The organism is Streptomyces sp. NPDC053076, from assembly GCF_044546845.1.
Classification (GTDB): Bacteria; Actinomycetota; Actinomycetes; order Streptomycetales; family Streptomycetaceae; genus Streptomyces.
Window position 1 is genome coordinate 21,849 of record NZ_JBITZL010000016.1, and the last position, 17,860, is coordinate 39,708.

Here is a 17,860-nt window from a genome sequence, read left to right on the forward strand (position 1 = left end):
GCGCTACAGCTCGTGGCCGAGGTCGGCCGACAGCCGCTTGACCAGGTCGTGGGCCGCGTCCGGGATCACCGTCCCGGGCGGGAACACGGCCGTGGCGCCCATCTCCAGCAGGGTCGGCACGTCCTGCGGCGGGATCACCCCGCCGACCACGATCATGATGTCCTCGCGGCCCTCCTCGGCGAGCTGCTCGCGCAGCGCCGGGACGAGCGTGAGGTGACCGGCGGCCAGCGAGGACACCCCGACCACGTGCACGTCCGCCTCGACCGCCTGCCGGGCGACCTCCTCGGGCGTCTGGAACAGCGGGCCGACGTCGACGTCGAAGCCGAGGTCGGCGAAGGCGGTGGCGATCACCTTCTGGCCGCGGTCGTGGCCGTCCTGGCCCATCTTGGCCACCAGGATGCGCGGCCGGCGCCCCTCGGCCTCCTCGAACGCGTCCACCAGGGCCCTGGTGCGGTGCACGGACGGGGACTGGCCTGCTTCGTTGCGGTACACACCGGAAATCGTACGGATCTGGCCGGCGTGCCGGCCGTACACCTTCTCCAGGGCGTCCGAGATCTCACCGACCGTCGCCTTGGCGCGGGCCGCGCGCACGGCCAGCTCCAGCAGGTTGTCGTTGCCGTCGGCCGCCCGGGTCAGCGCGTCCAGCGCGTCCCGGCACGCGACCTCGTCCCGTTCCTCCCGCAGCCGCCGCAGCTTCTCGATCTGCTGGGCGCGCACGGAGGAGTTGTCGACCTTGAGGACCTCGATCTGCTCGTCGCTGTCCACCCGGTACTTGTTGACGCCGATCACCGGCTGCCGCCCGGAGTCGATGCGGGCCTGGGTGCGGGCCGCCGCCTCCTCCACGCGCAGCTTCGGGATACCGGCGTCGATGGCCTGCGCCATGCCGCCCGCCTGCTCGACCTCCTGGATGTGCGCCCATGCCTTGCGGGCGAGGTCGTACGTCAGCCGCTCCACGTAGGCGCTGCCGCCCCACGGGTCGATCACCCGTGTCGTCCCCGACTCCTGCTGGATGAGCAGCTGGGTGTTGCGGGCGATGCGCGCGGAGAAGTCGGTGGGCAGCGCGAGGGCCTCGTCGAGGGCGTTGGTGTGCAGCGACTGGGTGTGCCCCTGGGTCGCCGCCATCGCCTCCACACAGGTACGGGTGACGTTGTTGAACACGTCCTGCGCGGTCAGCGACCAGCCCGACGTCTGGGAATGCGTGCGCAGCGACAGGGACTTGGTGTTCTTCGGCTCGAACTGGGAGACCAGCTTGGCCCACAGCAGGCGCGCCGCCCGCAGCTTGGCGACCTCCATGAAGAAGTTCATGCCGATCGCCCAGAAGAACGACAGGCGCGGGGCGAACGCGTCCACGTCCAGCCCCGCCTCCCGCCCGGCGCGGAGGTACTCCACGCCGTCCGCGAGGGTGTACGCCAGCTCCAGGTCGGCCGTGGCACCGGCCTCCTGGATGTGGTAGCCGGAGATGGAGATGGAGTTGTAGCGGGGCATCCGCTGCGAGGTGTACGCGAAGATGTCGGAGATGATCCGCATCGACGGCTTCGGCGGATAGATGTAGGTGTTGCGGACCATGAACTCCTTCAGAATGTCGTTCTGAATGGTCCCGGCCAGCTTCTCGGGCGGTACGCCCTGTTCCTCCGCCGCCACGATGTACAGCGCCAGCACCGGCAGCACGGCGCCGTTCATCGTCATCGACACGGTCATCTTGTCCAGCGGGATGCCGTCGAACAACTGCCGCATGTCGTAGATCGAGTCGATGGCGACGCCCGCCATGCCGACGTCACCCGTCACGCGCGGGTGGTCGCTGTCGTAGCCCCGGTGCGTGGGCAGGTCGAAGGCGACCGACAGGCCCTTCTGACCGGCCGCCAGATTGCGCCGGTAGAACGCGTTGGACTCCTCGGCGGTGGAGAAGCCCGCGTACTGGCGGATCGTCCAGGGCTGGTTGACGTACATCGTCGGGTACGGGCCGCGCAGGTACGGCGCGATGCCCGGGTAGGTGCCCAGGAAGTCCAGGCCCTCCAGGTCACGGCCGGTGTACAGCGGCTTGACCCCGATGCCCTCCGGGGTCTCCCACAGCGGCTGCGTGCCGCCGGTGGCCCGCTCGACGGCCGCGCGCCACTCACCGTCGCCGCCGTCGGAGACCGGGGACCCCAGCTCGATGCCGGAGAAGTCGGGGATTCCCATCAGGACACTCCCATGCGGTCGAGGGTCGCGGACAGCACATCCACGGCGTCACAGCCCGCGAAGACGTACGAGTCGATACCGGGGTGGTCGCCCCGGCCGGCCAGGAACACATGGCGGGCACCGGCCGCGCGCAGCGACTCGGCGGTCCGCTCGGCCTGCTCGGCGTAGAGCGCGTCGCTGGAGCACAGCACGGCCTCGGTGGCACCGCTGTCCTCGAAGCGGCCCTCGGTGACCGGTTCGACGCCGCCGGCCTGGAAGAGGTTGGCGGCGAAGGTGGCGCGCGCGGTGTACTCGGAGGCCGAGCCGATCGTGGCGAGGAAGATCCGGGGCCGGGCGCCGGTCGCCGCCAGATGGGCGTCGGAACGGGCGCGCAGCTCCTCGTACGCCTCGTCGCGGCGCACCCGCGGCAGCCCGCCCGAGGGCGGCTCGGGCGCGGGCACGCGCTCCACCGGCTTCTCGGACAGCAGCGGGAACTCGCTGACCCCGGTGATGGGTTCACGCCGCTTGGCCAGCCGCTTGGACCGCTCCGCCCAGGTCGTCGCCAGGTCGGTGCGGATCCGGCCGGAGCGCAAGCCGGCCGCCTGGCCGCCGTCACGTTCGACGGACCGGAAGAACTTCCACGCGGCCTCGGCGAGTTCGTCCGTCAGCCGCTCGACGTACCAGGAACCACCCGCCGGGTCGATGACCCGGGCCAGGTGGGACTCCTCGATCAGGATGGAGGAGGTGTTACGGGCGATCCGCCGGGCGAACGCGTCGGGCAGTCCGAGCGCGTGGTCGAACGGCAGCACGGTCACGGCGTCGGCGCCGCCCACCCCCGCGGCGAGGGTCGCGACCGTCGTGCGGAGCATGTTCACCCACGGATCGCGGCGGCTCATCATCACCGGCGAGGTCACCACGTGCTGCACCTGCGCGCCCGCGTCCGGCGCCCCGCACACCTCGGCGACCCGCGCCCACAGCCGGCGCGCCGCGCGCAGCTTGGCGATGGTCAGGAACTGGTCGGCGGTGGCCGCGTAACGGAACTCCAGCTGGGCGACGGCCTGCTCGACGCCGAGCCCGGCCTCGGTCAGCTCACGCAGATACGCCACGCCGGTGGCCAGCGAGGCGCCCAGCTCCTGCGCGGCCGAGCCGCCCGCCTCGTGGTACGGCAGCGCGTCCACGGTCAGCGCGCGCAGCCCCGGGTACTCCGCGGCACAGCGTGCGGCCAGGGCGGCGTACGGCGCGAAGTCGAGCGGGGTCCCGGTGCGGGCCTCGTACCCGAGCGGGTCGCCGCCCAGACCGCCGCGTACGGCCTTGGCGTCCACGCCCTTGTCCGCGTACAGCCGCAGCAGGGCCTCGGCGGCCCGCTCGGTGTCGCGGCCCGCGTCCAGGACGACCGGCGCCAGGTCGAGGTAGACGCCGTCGAGGGCACGGCCCAGCTCGGAGACGGGGATGCCACCCTCGCCCAGCACCAGCCAGAGGGAGGTGCCGCCGTTCTCCAGGTCGGCGAGCACGGCGTCCGCCGTGCCGTCGGCGAACGCCGTGTGCCGCTGCCGTACGTCCCAGCCGCTCGTGCTGGTGCCCTCCGGACGGCTGCCCCGCACGAAGGGGGCGAAGCCCGGCAGGCCGGGGTCGGGCGCGCTGTCGCGCGCGGTGTACAGGGGCCGGGTGCGCAGCCCGTCCTCCAGCGTCGTGGACAGGGCGTCCTCAGCTGACTCGCCGGTAAGCTCCTTGCCTGACTTGCGCAGCACGCCCTCGACCAGGCGTTGCCACTGCTCGTGCGTCGCGTCAGGGAACTCGGCGGCCAGTGAGAGCCCGTCGTCAGGCAGGACCGTCATGGCTCGGATGCTAGGCCAGGCCGTCGGACAGGGGGCCGGTAACGGGCTGTGAGGTTTATCTTCTTGCGGTTGTGACCGGTTCCGCTTTCGTTCCGGCGACCGGTTCCCGCGCGGCCCGGCCGGTGAGAAGCCGGGGTACGAGCCCGGTAAAAAACTTCCTATTCGGAGCGAAGCGCCCAAATGGCACCGGGAGAGGACTACGGGACCGGTCGCGCACCGTGTCGCTGTTGGGCCGGACGGGTGACTTGGCGTAAGAATTGGCTGGTGCAGGGATTGAGTGCGAGTCAGGTCGGGGGGAGCCGGTGAGCCGTTACGACGTCACCGATGAACAGTGGGAAGGGCTCGCCCAGGTCGTGCCGCTGCGGGGCCGGGACGCCTGGCCGTCCGCGGTGGGCCACCGCTCGCTGCCCGATGCGGAGACCGAGACCCGGCGCCGGTTCGTGGTCCTGCGTGTCAACGTCTTCGCGGACGCCCGGGAGGTCGCCGAGACCCTGATGGCCGGGGTGCCGGTCCTGCTCGACCTGTCCAGTGCGGAGGGCGACGTCGCCAAGCGCGTCCTCGACTTCAGCACGGGCGTCGTCTTCGGCCTGGGCAGCGGGATGCACCGCGTCGACCGCAACGTCTTCCTCCTCACTCCGCCGGGTACGGAGGTCAGCGGGCTGATGGAGGGCGCGGGCATCTCGGGCGGCTGACGGCCGGCGGCGGTCCCGGTGAGGGCGCCGGGACCACGCTCGTCCCCCGATCGTAGGAACGTCCCGACGGCGAAACGGTTCGGCGTGTCGGCGGAGTCCTACGGTCCGCATATGGCCGTGCCCTCCGTGCCCTCCGTGCCCTCCGTGCCCTCCGTGCCGGCCGAGCCGTCGGCGGCCGGCGTGTCCGCCGGGGCCGTCCCCGCGCGCTCCCGCCCACCCCTCGACCTGCGCTCCCGGATCACCGAGCTGCGGCTGTCGGCCTTCGCCGGGCACCGGCGGGCCGGGTTCCCGCTGGGACCGGTCACCGTGTTCGCGGGGCCCAGCGGGGCGGGCAAGACGACCGCGCTCGGTGCGTACGAGGCGCTGGCGCGGCTCGGCGGCGGCGCCCCGCTCCAAGAGGCGTTCGCGGACCCGGTCGCCTGCGTTCCGGAGCGGGCGCGCCCCGACACCGAGGGGCGCCGGGGCTTCCGGATCGGGTGTACGGCCGACGGCGCGGAGGGCCCGGTCCGGCTGGACCTCGCCGTGCAGGCCGAACCGGATCTGCGGATCGTGGGGGAGCGGCTGACCGCACGGGGAGTCGTCCTGCTGGAGACCGCCCTGCGCGACCCCGGGCGGCGCACCGTCCAGGCCGCCTGGCACACCGCGGGTTCCGCCCCGGTGACCCGCGCCCCGCTGCCCGACGACCGCCTGGGCACCGCCCTGCTGCCGCTGCGCGTGGCCGGCAAGACCGACGGGCAGCGTCATGTGCTCGCCGCGGCGGAGCAGATGGTCGTGGCCCTGCGCTCGGTCTTCCCCTGCGATCCCCGTCCCGAGCGCATGCGGGAGCCCGTCCCGACCGGCTCCGGCCGGCTGCTGCCGGGCTGCGACAACCTCGCCGACGTGCTGTGGCGCACGCGCGCGGAGTGCGGTCGCCGGCACGGCCTGCTGGTCGAGGCGCTGCACGCGGGGTGTGTCGGCCGGGTGGCCGACCTGGTCGCCGAACCGCTGGCCGACGGCACGGTGCGGGCGCTGCTCGACCGCGGCGACGGTTTCCGTACCGGCATCGCCCGGCTCGGCGACGGCGAGCTGCGCTACCTCGCGCTGACGCTGGTACTGCTGACCGGACCGGGCGTGCTGGACATGGACGCCCCGGGCGAGGTGCCCGACGCCCTGCGCACGCTCACCGTCCTCGCCGACGGCTTCGACCGCGGCCTGGACCCCGCCCAGCGGCGGGAGTTGCTGGGGACGGCCGCCCGGATGGGCGAGCGCGGGCACATCCGCTGCGTGGCCGCGGTGAGCGACGCCTCCTGGTCCGCCGGGACCCCCGGCGTCACGGTGGTACACCTGAACCCGTGACGGAACACCCCGACCTGGCCCGACTCCAGCAGCGGCTGGCCGCGTTCGCCGCCGCGCGGAACTGGCAGCCGTACCACACACCGAAGAACCTGGTCGCCGCCCTCTCGGTGGAAGCCTCCGAACTGATGGAGATCTTCCAGTGGCTGACGCCGGAGGAGTCCGCCCGGGTGATGGACGACCCCGGCACGGCGCATCGCGTCACGGACGAGGTCGCCGACGTGCTGGCCTATCTGCTCCAGTTCTGCGAGGTCCTCGGCATCGATCCGCTGGCCGCCCTGGCAGCCAAGATCGACCGCAACGAACGGCGCTTCCCGGTTCCGGGCCCCGAAGGGTGGCGGGACACCGGTCCGCAGGGCCACCGGGGCACCGGCCCCGAGGGGCGACGGGACACCGGTCCGCAGGGCCACCGGGACAGCGGCCCGGAGGGACAACAGGCGGACTGATAGATTCCGTTATCACTCTCCGGAGTCGAATCGGCGGCCGAATCCGAATTGTTGTCCACAGATTTCGGGCTTCCTCTGGCTTTTCGCCCCATGGACCCTCACGCTGGGTAGTGAACAAACGAGTTCAGGCGGCCGTGCGAGATGACGCGGCGGGTGAACGGGGGCAACACATGGATGCGATACGGCTCATCCTCACCGGCAGGCGAGCCCTGGCGGGCGGTGCCGACGCGGCGGAGATGATGGCGGAGGTCTGGCAGGCGCAGGCCCTGGCACAGGCGATCGGAAGTCGCCTCGCGGTCTCCGGCCCGCCGGAGCTGCGCGGCGAGGCGCTGGGACTGACCGAGCTGGCGGGCCGGGGCTGCGGAGTCCTGGACCCGCCCGAACTCGACCCCGGCGACCTGCGCGCCGCCCAGCTCACCGAGCTGGACGACGCCCGCGAGACCCTGATCTGCCTCGGCGGCCTGCTCGGCGAGGTCGGCATAGCCCTGGTCGGCCTGGCCAGCGCCGCTGCCGACGAGGCGACGTACTGGCAGTGCATGGAGGCGATCGACGCGGCCGACGAGTCCCGCGACCGCGTCCGGGAGATGCTGCGCAAACTGGCCGCGCGGGAGGAGATGTTGCCGGAGGACACCCACGACAGCCCGTCCGGCGTTTGACCCCGCGAGGGCAGAGCGCTCGGCGCATGAGCCCGCGCGAGCAGACCGCCTGGCCTGTGACCTGCGAGAGCAGACCACTCGGCGTCTGACCCCGCGAGGGGAGAGCGCCCGGTGTGCGCACGCCCGCGGGAGACCGCTCGACGTCGTGCGTGCCCGAGGAAGTGTGTCCGGCGGGTGAGCGGGCGGGGTGTGCGATTCAGGCCGTCTCGTCGGCCTTGTCGAATCCGGGGCCCGCGGACCGAAGGTCCGCCAGCGCCGACAGATCCGCGTTCAGCGCCGCCATCAGCTCCTCCATCTGCTCCGGCAGCCCCTTCGGACGACCGGTGGAGTCGTCGGCCCGCCCGGCGGCGCCTCCCTGCTGGGGAACGGACTCTTCGGACAAGACGGCCTCCTCGGCCCCCGGCCCGGCACGACCGGCGCGGTGACGCGCGACGGCGGCCACCGTCCGGCGCGGGCGCCGGACGGTCCGGCTCCGACGGACCAACGATCACCGCGAGGTCCGGTCACCGGCCCGGGGCAAGGCCCGCGCGCAGGGTGGACGACTTTCACCCGACCGGGGACGGCCGTGCCCGACGACGCCGGCGCGGTTGACGCGGCGGTCGCCGTGCAGGATGGGTGTATGGACCTTCGAATTTTCACCGAGCCCCAGCAAGGGGCCACCTACGACACCCTGCTCACCGTGGCGAAGGCCACCGAGGACCTCGGTTTCGACGCGTTCTTCCGCTCCGACCACTATCTGCGCATGGGGAGCGCGGACGGCCTGCCCGGCCCCACGGACGCCTGGATCACGCTGGCCGGCCTGGCCCGTGAGACCAAGCGCATCCGTCTCGGCACCCTGATGACCGCCGGCACCTTCCGGCTGCCCGGCGTGCTCGCCATCCAGGTCGCCCAGGTCGACCAGATGTCCGGTGGCCGGGTGGAGCTCGGCCTCGGCGCGGGCTGGTTCGAGGAGGAGCACAAGGCGTACGGCATCCCGTTCCCCAAGGAGAAGTTCGCCCGTCTGGAGGAGCAGCTCGCGATCGTCACCGGGCTGTGGGCGACCGAGGTCGGCAAGACCTTCGACTTCCACGGCACGTACTACGACCTCACGGAGTCGCCGGCGCTGCCCAAGCCCGCGCAGCGGAAGATCCCGGTGCTCATCGGCGGCCACGGCGCCACCCGGACCCCGCGGCTCGCCGCCCGGTACGCCGACGAGTTCAACATCCCGTTCGCCTCGATCGAGGACAGCGAGCGGCAGTTCGGCCGGGTGCGGGCCGCGGCGGCGGAGGCGGGCCGCGAGGCGGACGATCTGACGTACTCCAACGCGCTCATCGTCTGTGTCGGCAAGGACGACCGGGAGGTGGCCCGTCGCGCCGCCGCGATCGGCCGTGAGGTGGACGAGCTGAAGGCCAACGGGCTGGCCGGCTCCCCGGCCGAGGTCGTCGACAAGATCGGCCGGTACGCGGAGACCGGCTCCCGGCGGATCTACCTCCAACTGCTCGACCTCGGCGACCTGGACCACCTGGAGCTGATCTCCGCCCAGGTCCAGTCCCAGCTGTCGTGACCGCCGCGGCCGGGCCCACCGGTGGGCCCGGCCGGCCCCGCCCGCTTCTGGATCGACACGCTCGGCCCCGGCCTCAACCTGGCCACCCTGGCCCGGAATGCCGGCCGCGAGGACGTCCGAGCGCCGTTGGGAGCCCGGAGCGCCGTTGGGAGCCCGGAGAGCCGGGGGGACCCGGTGGTCCCCCCGGTCCGGCTCAGCCGAGCCGGGTGAAGCCGTAGTCGAGGATCTTCGCCGCGTCCTTGAATCGCTGGTCCGCGGACGTGTCCGCGAGGATGCTGCCCACGACCGTCCTGGAGCCGCGGGTGGCCGCGAACACCAGGCAGAACTTCGCCTCCGGCCCGGAGCCGGTCTTCACGCCGAACGCGCCCCGGTAGGAGGTGAGGAGCTTGTTGGAGTTGTTCCACGGCACCATGGCGTGCGTGCCGCCACCGGGCCGGTACGACTGCATGTCGTCGTAGACCTTGGTACCGACGACCTTTTTGAACGTCTTGTTCTTCAGCGCGACCCCGGCCAGCTTGGCCAGGTCCCGCGGCGAGGAGTAGTTCTTCCCGTTGGACACCCCGTCGAAGGAATCGAAGTGGGTGTTCCCCAGGCCCAGTTCGCGCGCCTTGCTGTTCATCCTGCCGATGAACGACTTGGTCCGCTGGGCCGTCGTCGAGCCCGTGCCGTAGGTGTCCGCCAGCGCGTAGGCCGCGTCGCAGCCGGACGGGAGCAGCAGGCCGTACAGCAGGTCGCGCACCTTCATCGAGTCACCGAGGATCAGGTTCGCGCTGGAGTAGCGCTGGACGTGTGTCACCGGGTCGATGACATAGTCCGTGTACTCCTTCTTGATCTTCACCTTCTTCTCGAGGTTCACGTTCCGCTGCGACAGCACCACGAGCGCCGTCATGATCTTCGTGGTGGAGCCGGTCCGCAGCCGGCCGTCCGGCGCCTTGCCGAAGAGCTGTTTGCCCGTGGCCGGGTTCATGGCGTACGCGCCCTGCGCCGACACCTGCGGCGCCGCCGTGGCGGTGCGCGCCGAGGAGGCCGCGGTCGGTGCCGTGTCCGCCTGGGCGGGAGCGGTCGCGAGGACCCCCGCGCCCAGGACGGCGCCGGCCGTCAGGGCGACGGCGGCTCTGGATCGTGTCCGGGTTCCGTGGCCGATGGTCATGGTTCCCCCTTCTGTCAGTGGTCAGTTGACGGGGGCTCACTCCATCAGGCCCACGGCCCGGGCGGCCATAACGGAGATCACATGACCGTGCTGTGGACGCCGTGTGCCGGAACTGTGGGTTCCATCACAGCGTGCGTGATCCAGGACTGATCGTATGACCCGGTGCGTAAACTCCTCCCTCTGGCCCTCACCGGCCTGCTCGCCGTGTCGGCATGCCAGTTCGTCGGCGACGACGACGCCGACGACGGGGCCCACCGCCTCAACACCATGAAGGCGTTCCCGTTGCAGGCGTACATACCGGACCCGACGTCCGGTGACGGAAAGGCCGTCGGCACGGCGCAGTGGATGCTCGCCAAGCAGTGCATGGTCAAGCTCGGGTTCACCGGCTTCGCGACGCTCGACCTCAGGACGGTCGAGTCGACGTACCCGGTGCGGCAGGGCACCCTCTCCCGCAGCAGCAAGGTCGGCGACGACAGCCCGTACGGGGTGGACGATCCCGATCTGGCGGCCGAGCACGGCTACCACAACCGGCAGCGGCAGGAACAGGAATCCGCGGACCAGCCCATGGAGTGGCCCGCCGACCAGCACACCGCCCTCACCGGTACCTTCGAGTCCGGCGACAGTCACCGGGCGCACGGCAACCCCATCCCCGAGGGCGGTTGCCTGGGCCAGGCGACCCGGAAGATCTTCGGCCCCGAGCCGAAGCCGACGAAGATCGGCGGCGTGCAGCTCTCCGGCTACTACTCGGTCGCCATGCAGCTGTGGGCCGAAGCGCGCAAGCAGGCGAAGAAGGAACCCGACTGGAAGAAGGCCGACCGTGCCTGGTCGGACTGCATGAAGGACAAGGGCTTCCACTACCCCGATCCGGACGAGGCGTCCCTCGACACCGACTGGTTCGGCACCGGCGAACCGTCGGACAAGGAGAAGAAGACCGCCGCCGCGGACGCCCGGTGCAAACTCGACACCGGTTACATCCAGGCGGCGTACGCCGCCGAGAGCAGCCGGCAGAAGACCGCCATCGCCGGCAACAGGAAGGCGCTGGACGAACGGCGCGTCATGAACGAGAAGGCCGTCGCGAACGCCCGGAAGATCATCGCCGACGCGTCATGAGCCGAACGGCCGCCCCGGGTGCCTCACGGACGCCCCCCGGGTGCCTCACGGACGCCCCCCGGGTGCCTCCCGGACGGCCCCCCCGGGTGCCCCCGGATGCCTCCCGGACGGCCGCCCCGGCGCGCCCGCGGCCGGCCAGGGCGCGCAGGGCCGGCCGCGGGCACGTCCCTGGCCGGCCACGGCCGCCCCGAAAACCGGTGGTCGGCGGCGGCCCGGCCGGAGAGACTCGACGGCATGTTCGTGACGATCTCCACCACCGGTACGGCCGGGCACCCGGCCACCGACCTGGGGTACCTGCTGCACAAGCACCCCGGCAAGGCGCAGGCGTTCTCCACCTCGTACGGCACGGCGCACGTGTTCTACCCCCAGGCGGACGCCGAGCGCTGCACGGCCGCCCTGCTGCTGGAGATCGACCCCGTCGCGCTCGTCCGGCGGGGGAAGGGCAAGGGCCGCGGCGGCGCACCCGACGCGGCACTCGCGCAGTACGTCAACGACCGCCCCTACGCGGCCTCCTCGCTGCTCGCGGTCGCGCTGAGCAATGTGTTCTCCAGCGCTCTGCGCGGGATGTGCGACGCCCGCCCGGAGCGGGCCGCCGCCCCGCTGCCGCTGCGCATCGAGGTGCCCGCGCTGCCCGCCCGTGGCGGCCCGGAACTCGTCCGGCGCCTGTTCGCGCCGCTCGGCTGGACCGTGACCGCCGACCCCGTCCCGCTCGACGCCGCGTTCCCGGAGTGGGGCGACTCGCGCTACGTCCGCCTCCTGCTGGAGTCGGAGCGGCTGACCCTCGCCGAGGCGCTGCGCCACCTGTACGTCCTGCTGCCGGTGCTCGACGACGCCAAGCACTACTGGGTCTCCGCCGACGAGGTCGACAAGCTGCTGCGGGCCGGTGAGGGCTGGCTGGCCGAGCACCCGGAGCAGAAGCTGATCACCAGCCGCTATCTCTCGCGCCGCTGGTCGCTGACGCGCGAGGCGATGGAGAGGCTGGAGCTGGTGCGGCTCGCGGAGGCCGACGACAGCGAGGTCGAGGACATCGACAACGCCGTCAGGGCAGAGACCGAGACGGAGGAGAAACCGACCCCGCTCGCCGTGCAGCGACGGGACGCCATCGTCCAGGCGCTGCGGGCGTCCGGCGCCACCCGGGTCCTCGACCTCGGCTGCGGGCAGGGTGAACTGGTGCGGGCGCTGCTCAAGGACGTGCGGTTCACCGAGGTCATCGGTGTCGACGTGTCGATGCGTGCCCTGACCATCGCCTCCCGGCGGCTGAAGCTGGACCGCATGGGCGAGCGGCAGGCTGCACGCGTCAAGCTCTTCCAGGGATCGCTCACCTACACCGACAGCCGGCTCAAGGGGTACGACGCCGCCGTGCTCAGCGAGGTCATCGAGCACCTGGACCCGCCCCGGCTGCCCGCCCTGGAGTACGCGGTGTTCGGCGCGGCCCGTCCCGGCACGGTCATCGTGACCACCCCGAACGTCGAGTACAACGTCCGCTGGGAGTCCCTGCCCGCCGGTCACGCCCGGCACGGCGACCACCGCTTCGAGTGGACCCGTGAGGAGTTTGCGGCATGGGCCCGGACGGTGGCCGAACGCCACGGCTACAGCGTGGAGTTCCTACCCGTCGGACCGGACGACCCGGAGGTCGGCCCACCCACGCAGATGGCCGTTCTCACCCGGCACACACCTGGCATGAGCACCGAGAAGGAGGCGAGGACGGCATGACCGCGACACAGCACGAGGGACGAGTCCTCCCTGTCACCGACCTCTCCCTCGTCGTCCTCGTCGGCGCCTCCGGCTCCGGCAAGTCCACCTTCGCCCGCGAGCACTTCAAGCCCACCGAGGTGATCTCCTCCGACTTCTGCCGCGGCCTGGTCCGCGACGACGAGAACGACCAGAGCGCGACCTCGGACGCCTTCGACGTCCTGTACTACATCGCCGGCAAACGGCTGGCCGCCGGCCGCCGCACCGTCGTGGACGCCACCAGCGTGCAGGCGGACAGCCGGCGCCGGCTCGTCGAACTGGCCAGGGAGCACGACGTGCTGCCCATCGCCATCGTGCTCGACGTGCCGGAGGAGGTGTGCGCCGAGCGGAACGCGGCCCGCGCCGACCGGGCCGGCATGCCCCGCCGGGTCATCCAGCGCCACATCCGCGAACTGCGCCGCTCGCTCCGGCACCTGGAGCGCGAGGGTTTCCGCAAGGTGCACGTCCTGCGCGGAGTGGCCGAGGCCGAGCACGCCACCGTCGTCACCGAGAAGCGGTACAACGACCTGACCCACCTCACCGGCCCCTTCGACATCATCGGCGACATCCACGGCTGCTCCGCCGAACTCGAATCGCTGCTGACGAAGCTGGGCTACGCCGACGGGGTGCACCCGGAGGGCCGTACCGCCGTGTTCGTCGGCGACCTGGTGGACCGCGGCCCGGACAGCCCCGGTGTGCTGCGCCGCGTGATGTCGATGGTGAAGTCGGGCAACGCCCTGTGCGTGCCCGGCAACCACGAGAACAAGTACGGCCGCCACCTCAAGGGCCGCAGCGTCCAGCACACCCACGGGCTCGCCGAGACCGTCGCGCAGATGGAGGGCGAGAGCGAGGAGTTCCGGCACGAGGTGCGGCGGTTCCTGGACGGGCTGGTCAGCCACTACGTCCTGGACGGCGGCCGGCTCGTGGTCTGCCACGCCGGACTGCCGGAGAAGTACCACGGCCGCACCTCCGGCCGGGTCCGCTCGCACGCCCTCTACGGCGACACCACGGGCGAGACCGACGAGTTCGGGCTGCCGGTGCGGTACCCGTGGGCGGAGGACTATCGCGGCCGGGCCGCGGTGGTCTACGGCCACACGCCCGTGCCGGAAGCCACATGGCTGAACAACACCATCTGCCTGGACACCGGCGCCGTCTTCGGCGGCAAGCTGACCGCGCTGCGCTGGCCGGAGCGCGAGCTGGTCGACGTACCGGCGGAACGTGTCTGGTACGAGCCGGCGAAGCCGCTGCGCACCGAGGCGCCCGGTGGGCACGACGGCCGGCCGCTGGACCTGGCGGACGTGCACGGCCGCCGGGCCGTGGAGACCCGGCACGCCGGCAGGGTGGCGGTCCGCGAGGAGAACGCGGCGGCGGCCCTGGAGGTCATGAGCCGCTTCGCCGCCGACCCCCGCCTGCTGCCGTACCTGCCGCCGACCATGGCGCCCACGGCCACTTCGCAGGTGGACGGTTACCTGGAACACCCGCGGGAGGCGTTCGCGCAGTACGCCCGGGACGGGGTCGCGCGGGTGGTGTGCGAGGAGAAGCACATGGGCTCGCGGGCCGTGGCCCTGGTGTGCCGGGACGCGGAGGCGGCGCGCAGGCGCTTCGGCGTGGACGGTCCGACGGGCTCGCTGTACACCCGTACCGGGCGGCCTTTCTTCGACGACGGGCGGATGACGGAGGAGATCCTCGGCCGGCTGCGCTCGGCGGTCACGGACGCCGGGCTCTGGGACGAACTCGGCACCAACTGGCTGCTGCTGGACGCCGAACTGATGCCGTGGTCACTGAAGGCCGCGGGGCTGCTGCGCGGCCAGTACGCGGCCGTGGGCGCCGCCGCCGGCGCGGTGTTCCCGGGTGCGCTCGCCGCCCTGGAAGCGGCAGCCGCGCGTGGCGCCGACGTTGCGGGCCTGCTCGGCCGGCAGCGGGAACGGGCCGCGGACGCCGCCGCGTTCACGGCCGCCTACCGCCGCTACTGCTGGACCACCGAGGGTCTGGACGGGGTCCGGCTGGCCCCCTTCCAGCTGCTGGCCGCCCAGGGCCGCAACCTTGCCGTGCTGCCGCATGACGAACAACTGGCCCTGATCGACCGCCTGGTGGAGCACGACGGCAGCGGACTGCTGGGGACCACCCGGCGGCTGTACGTCGACACCGGTGACCCGGAGTCGGTCCGCGCGGGCGTCGACTGGTGGCTGGAGATGACCGGCCGGGGCGGCGAGGGCATGGTCGTCAAACCGCTCGGCGCGCTGGTCCGCAACGCCGAGAACCGGCTCGTGCAGCCCGGCGTCAAGTGCCGGGGCCGCGAGTACCTGCGGATCGTCTACGGTCCGGAGTACACCCGGCCGGACAACCTCGCCCGGCTGCGGCAGCGGTTCCTGAACCACAAGCGGTCGCTCGCCCTGCGCGAGTACGCCCTCGGCCTGGAGGCCCTGGACCGGCTCACCGGCGGGGAACCGCTGTGGCGGGTGCACGAGGCGGTGTTCGGGGTGCTGGCACTGGAGTCGGAACCGGTCGACCCGCGCCTGTGACTCCCTCGGTCACACCACACCCTTGTGTCGCACACATTGTGGTCCATATGGTGGACGGCCGTGCGGCACAAGGGTGTTCGCATGCCGCGAGGGGAGTGACGGACGTGGAGATCAAGAAGATCGTGGTCCGCGAGGACCGGCAGAGCACCACTCGCCGGCCGGCGATCCTGGAGAAGCGGCCGACCCGCTGAGCATGCGCGTCCACCTGGTCACGATGCCGTGGCATCCGCTCGACCTGCCCTCCCTGCAACTGGGGCTGCTGAACCGGATCGTGCGGCAGGCCCGCCCCGGCGACGAGGTCACCGAGTTCCACGGCTCCCTGCGCTGGGCGGAGTTCCTGCTGGAGCACTCCGGCGGCCGGCTGCGGCCGGGGGACTACGTGGAGGTCGGCAGCGACGCGATCTTCCACGGCCTCGGCGACTGGGTCTTCTCCGGAGCCCTGTACGACGACGCCGGCTGGGGTGTGGCCCGGCTGCGGGACTACGCGGCCGGCCGGGACGTCTTCATCGACACGGCCATGGCGATGCGGCCGTACGCGGCGCCCTTCGTCGACGCCTGTGCCACCGAGGTGCTGGCGGGCGAGCCGGACGTCGTCGGGTTCACCAGCACCTTCATGCAGAACGTGCCGTCGCTCGCCCTGGCCCGCGAACTCAAGCGGCGCCGACCGGAGTTGACGGTCGTTCTCGGCGGCAGCAACTGCGACGGCCCGATGGGTCACGCGCTGCACCGCAACCACCCATTCGTCGACCACGTGGTCCGCGGGGAGGCCGAGTACGCCTTCCCGGGCCTGTTGCGGCACCTGGACGCGGGCACCGACCCCGTGGACGTCCCCGGCCTGTGCTGGTGGGACGGCACGGTGTCGCGGGCCAATACGGAAAGCCGGCGGACCGTGGCCCCGGCAGACATACCCGCGCCCGACTACGACCAGTGGCAGGCCGCCCTGGACGCCTCCCCGGTGCGGGAGTACATCCACCCGAAGCTGGTCGTGGAGGGCGCCCGCGGCTGCTGGTGGGGCGAGAAGCACCACTGCACCTTCTGCGGCCTGAACGGGACCGCGATGACCTTCCGCGCCAAACCGGGGGAGCGGCTGTGGACGGAGATCGACCGGCTGGTGCGCCGCCACCGCCTGCTCGACGTGGTCACCGTCGACAACATCATCGACATGGCCTACTTCCGCGACTTCCTGCCCCGCGTCGTCGCAAGCGGCTGGGACCTGCGGCTGCACTACGAGGTCAAGTCCAACCTCACCCCCGACCAGCTCCGGCTCCTCGGTGCCTCCGGCACGGTGCACATCCAGCCCGGCATCGAGAGCCTCGGCAGCCGTGTCCTGGACCTCATGGACAAGGGCGTCACCGCCGCCCGTAACGTCCGCACCCTGCGCGAGTGCGAGAACCACGCCCTCACCTGTTCCTGGAACCTGCTGTACGGCTTCCCCGGTGAGACCGCCGACGACTACACGCCCGTCATCGACCAGCTCCCCGCGCTGGTCCACCTCCAGCCGCCGAGCGGCGCCCACCGCATCCAGCTGGAGCGGTTCAGCCCGCACTTCACCGACCCCGGCCTCGGCTTCGGCAAGCGCCGCCCGGCCGAGATGTACCAGCACGTCTACGACCTGCCCGAGGACGAACTCACCGACCTGGTCTACCTGTTCGACAGCGAACCCGCCGGTGTCGCCGGGCCGTCCGAGCGGCGGCTGAAGGAGGCGGTGGCCGCATGGCGGACCGGCCACGCGCACTCCAGGCTGCTGTTCGAGGAGGACGGCGCACAGCTGCTGGTGCACGACCGTCGGCACGGCCGTCCGCCCGCCACTCACCGCTTCACCGGCTGGCGGGCCGAGGCCCTGCGTCACCTGGAGGACGGCCGGACCGTGCCCGCACTGCACCGCCTGCTGACCGCCGACGGTCACGGGGTGCCGGCTCGGGACCTGCACGCCTGGGTCGCACAGGCGTGGGAGCTCGGCCTGGTGTTCCGCGACGGCGCCACCTACGTCTCGCTGCCCACCTGGGGCGAGCCGGTGCGGCTGCCCGAGGGGGCCGGATGAGCGGGCTGCCCGGAGCCGTGCCGCATCGGCTCACCGGCCGCCGGGTGGAGACGGCCGAGCCGCTGGACCTCAGCGGAACCGGCCACGAGACGGCGCAGGCGGTGCGGTTCCTGCGCGAGTGCCAGGGCCTGGGACTGCCGGTGAGCTGGCGGGCGGCGGGCACACCGTCGTACGACCCGGCCCTGCTGCGCCACCTTCCGCCGCCCGCCGAACTCACTCCTGATGCGGGAGAGCTGACGGCCTGGCGGGCGGCCTACCGGCACGGCTCCCTCTACCACCGGCGCGGCCCGGACTTCGTCACCGTCCTGGACCGCCGGGAGCGGGGCACGGCCGCACGGCTCACCCTGGACCATCCCGGTCTCCACGACACGTTCCTGCGGCTCCTGGAGCCCACACCGGTCGACGCCCTGGACTCCGTCGGGCACGAGGCGCTGGGCCTGCTGGCCGCCGAGCGGCTGGTCCTGGCCGCCGGAGGCTGGGCGGTGACCCTGCCACCGCGGGTCCGGCGGTGGCCGGTCCCGTGCACGGCGATCTGAGCCCCGGTGGGCCGCCGCCCCGTCCCACGACCGGATCGGAAGCGCATCGGAAGCGCGAAACCGGCTCCCGAGCGGCGGATGTCGGGCAGAGTGACTGTCGTCATACCGA

14 protein-coding genes are annotated in these 17,860 nt (G+C 72.3%); 10 read left to right on the plus strand and 4 right to left on the minus strand.

All coding sequences use genetic code 11. The annotated features are described in order from the left end of the window. Positions 1–3: 3 nt before the first annotated feature. Together scpA and ACIGYR_RS37500 are read right to left on the minus strand one after the other, a co-directional pair. Entirely contained in the window at positions 4–2,178 is a 2,175-nt protein-coding gene (scpA, locus tag ACIGYR_RS37495; protein ID WP_399608398.1) for a methylmalonyl-CoA mutase, read from the minus strand. Next, the gene (locus ACIGYR_RS37500) at positions 2,178–3,992 is read right to left on the minus strand and encodes a methylmalonyl-CoA mutase family protein (protein WP_399608395.1); all 1,815 of its coding nucleotides are present in this window, start codon (positions 3,990–3,992) and stop codon (positions 2,178–2,180) included. The genes scpA and ACIGYR_RS37500 overlap by 1 nt, the downstream gene beginning before the upstream one ends. A 302-nt stretch (positions 3,993–4,294) precedes the next feature. On the opposite strand from ACIGYR_RS37500, the gene sepF reads away from it, so the two are divergent. The 4 genes from sepF (at position 4,295) to ACIGYR_RS37520 (ending at position 7,118) form a co-directional block, all read left to right on the plus strand. Beyond that, positions 4,295–4,684, plus strand: a complete 390-nt coding sequence (gene sepF, locus ACIGYR_RS37505) for a cell division protein SepF (RefSeq protein ID WP_391847547.1) — start codon at positions 4,295–4,297, stop codon at positions 4,682–4,684. Between the two features lie 111 nt (positions 4,685–4,795). Then, a complete protein-coding gene (locus ACIGYR_RS37510; RefSeq protein ID WP_399608392.1) occupies positions 4,796–6,019 on the plus strand; it encodes an AAA family ATPase in 1,224 nt (407 codons plus the stop codon). Further along, on the plus strand, positions 6,016–6,462 hold the full coding sequence (locus tag ACIGYR_RS37515; protein WP_399608390.1) for a nucleotide pyrophosphohydrolase: 447 nt from the start codon (positions 6,016–6,018) through the stop codon (positions 6,460–6,462). Before ACIGYR_RS37510 ends, ACIGYR_RS37515 begins: the two co-directional genes overlap by 4 nt. A 170-nt stretch (positions 6,463–6,632) precedes the next feature. Continuing rightward, positions 6,633–7,118 carry a DUF6099 family protein gene (locus tag ACIGYR_RS37520; protein ID WP_391847549.1) on the plus strand — a complete coding sequence of 162 codons (486 nt, stop codon included), beginning with the start codon at positions 6,633–6,635 and terminating at the stop codon, positions 7,116–7,118. Positions 7,119–7,314: 196 nt separating this feature from the next. Here ACIGYR_RS37520 and ACIGYR_RS37525 read toward each other — a convergent pair whose 3' ends face one another. Next, complete coding sequence (locus tag ACIGYR_RS37525; RefSeq protein WP_391847550.1) at positions 7,315–7,500, minus strand: hypothetical protein; 186 nt, start codon at positions 7,498–7,500, stop codon at positions 7,315–7,317. Between the two features lie 237 nt (positions 7,501–7,737). On the opposite strand from ACIGYR_RS37525, the gene ACIGYR_RS37530 reads away from it, so the two are divergent. Continuing rightward, positions 7,738–8,661 (plus strand): LLM class F420-dependent oxidoreductase, encoded by a 924-nt coding sequence (locus ACIGYR_RS37530; protein ID WP_391847551.1) that lies wholly within the window; start codon positions 7,738–7,740, stop codon positions 8,659–8,661. Positions 8,662–8,854: 193 nt separating this feature from the next. Here ACIGYR_RS37530 and ACIGYR_RS37535 read toward each other — a convergent pair whose 3' ends face one another. Further along, positions 8,855–9,811, minus strand: a complete 957-nt coding sequence (locus ACIGYR_RS37535) for a D-alanyl-D-alanine carboxypeptidase family protein (protein ID WP_399608386.1) — start codon at positions 9,809–9,811, stop codon at positions 8,855–8,857. Between the two features lie 162 nt (positions 9,812–9,973). Here ACIGYR_RS37535 and ACIGYR_RS37540 point away from each other — a divergent pair, with 162 nt between their 5' ends. The 5 genes from ACIGYR_RS37540 (at position 9,974) to ACIGYR_RS37560 (ending at position 17,751) form a co-directional block, all read left to right on the plus strand. Continuing rightward, positions 9,974–10,921 (plus strand): hypothetical protein, encoded by a 948-nt coding sequence (locus ACIGYR_RS37540; RefSeq protein WP_399608384.1) that lies wholly within the window; start codon positions 9,974–9,976, stop codon positions 10,919–10,921. A 234-nt stretch (positions 10,922–11,155) separates the two neighbouring features. Next, positions 11,156–12,634 (plus strand): 3' terminal RNA ribose 2'-O-methyltransferase Hen1, encoded by a 1,479-nt coding sequence (locus ACIGYR_RS37545; RefSeq protein ID WP_399608381.1) that lies wholly within the window; start codon positions 11,156–11,158, stop codon positions 12,632–12,634. Next, positions 12,631–15,174 carry a polynucleotide kinase-phosphatase gene (locus ACIGYR_RS37550; protein ID WP_399608379.1) on the plus strand — a complete coding sequence of 848 codons (2,544 nt, stop codon included), beginning with the start codon at positions 12,631–12,633 and terminating at the stop codon, positions 15,172–15,174. Before ACIGYR_RS37545 ends, ACIGYR_RS37550 begins: the two co-directional genes overlap by 4 nt. Positions 15,175–15,367: 193 nt before the next feature. Next, entirely contained in the window at positions 15,368–17,215 is a 1,848-nt protein-coding gene (locus tag ACIGYR_RS37555) for a RiPP maturation radical SAM C-methyltransferase (RefSeq protein ID WP_399608377.1), read from the plus strand. Beyond that, positions 17,212–17,751: a DUF5825 family protein gene (locus ACIGYR_RS37560; RefSeq protein ID WP_399608374.1), complete on the plus strand. Its 540-nt coding sequence runs from the start codon at positions 17,212–17,214 to the stop codon at positions 17,749–17,751. Before ACIGYR_RS37555 ends, ACIGYR_RS37560 begins: the two co-directional genes overlap by 4 nt. Positions 17,752–17,860: the final 109 nt, after the last annotated feature.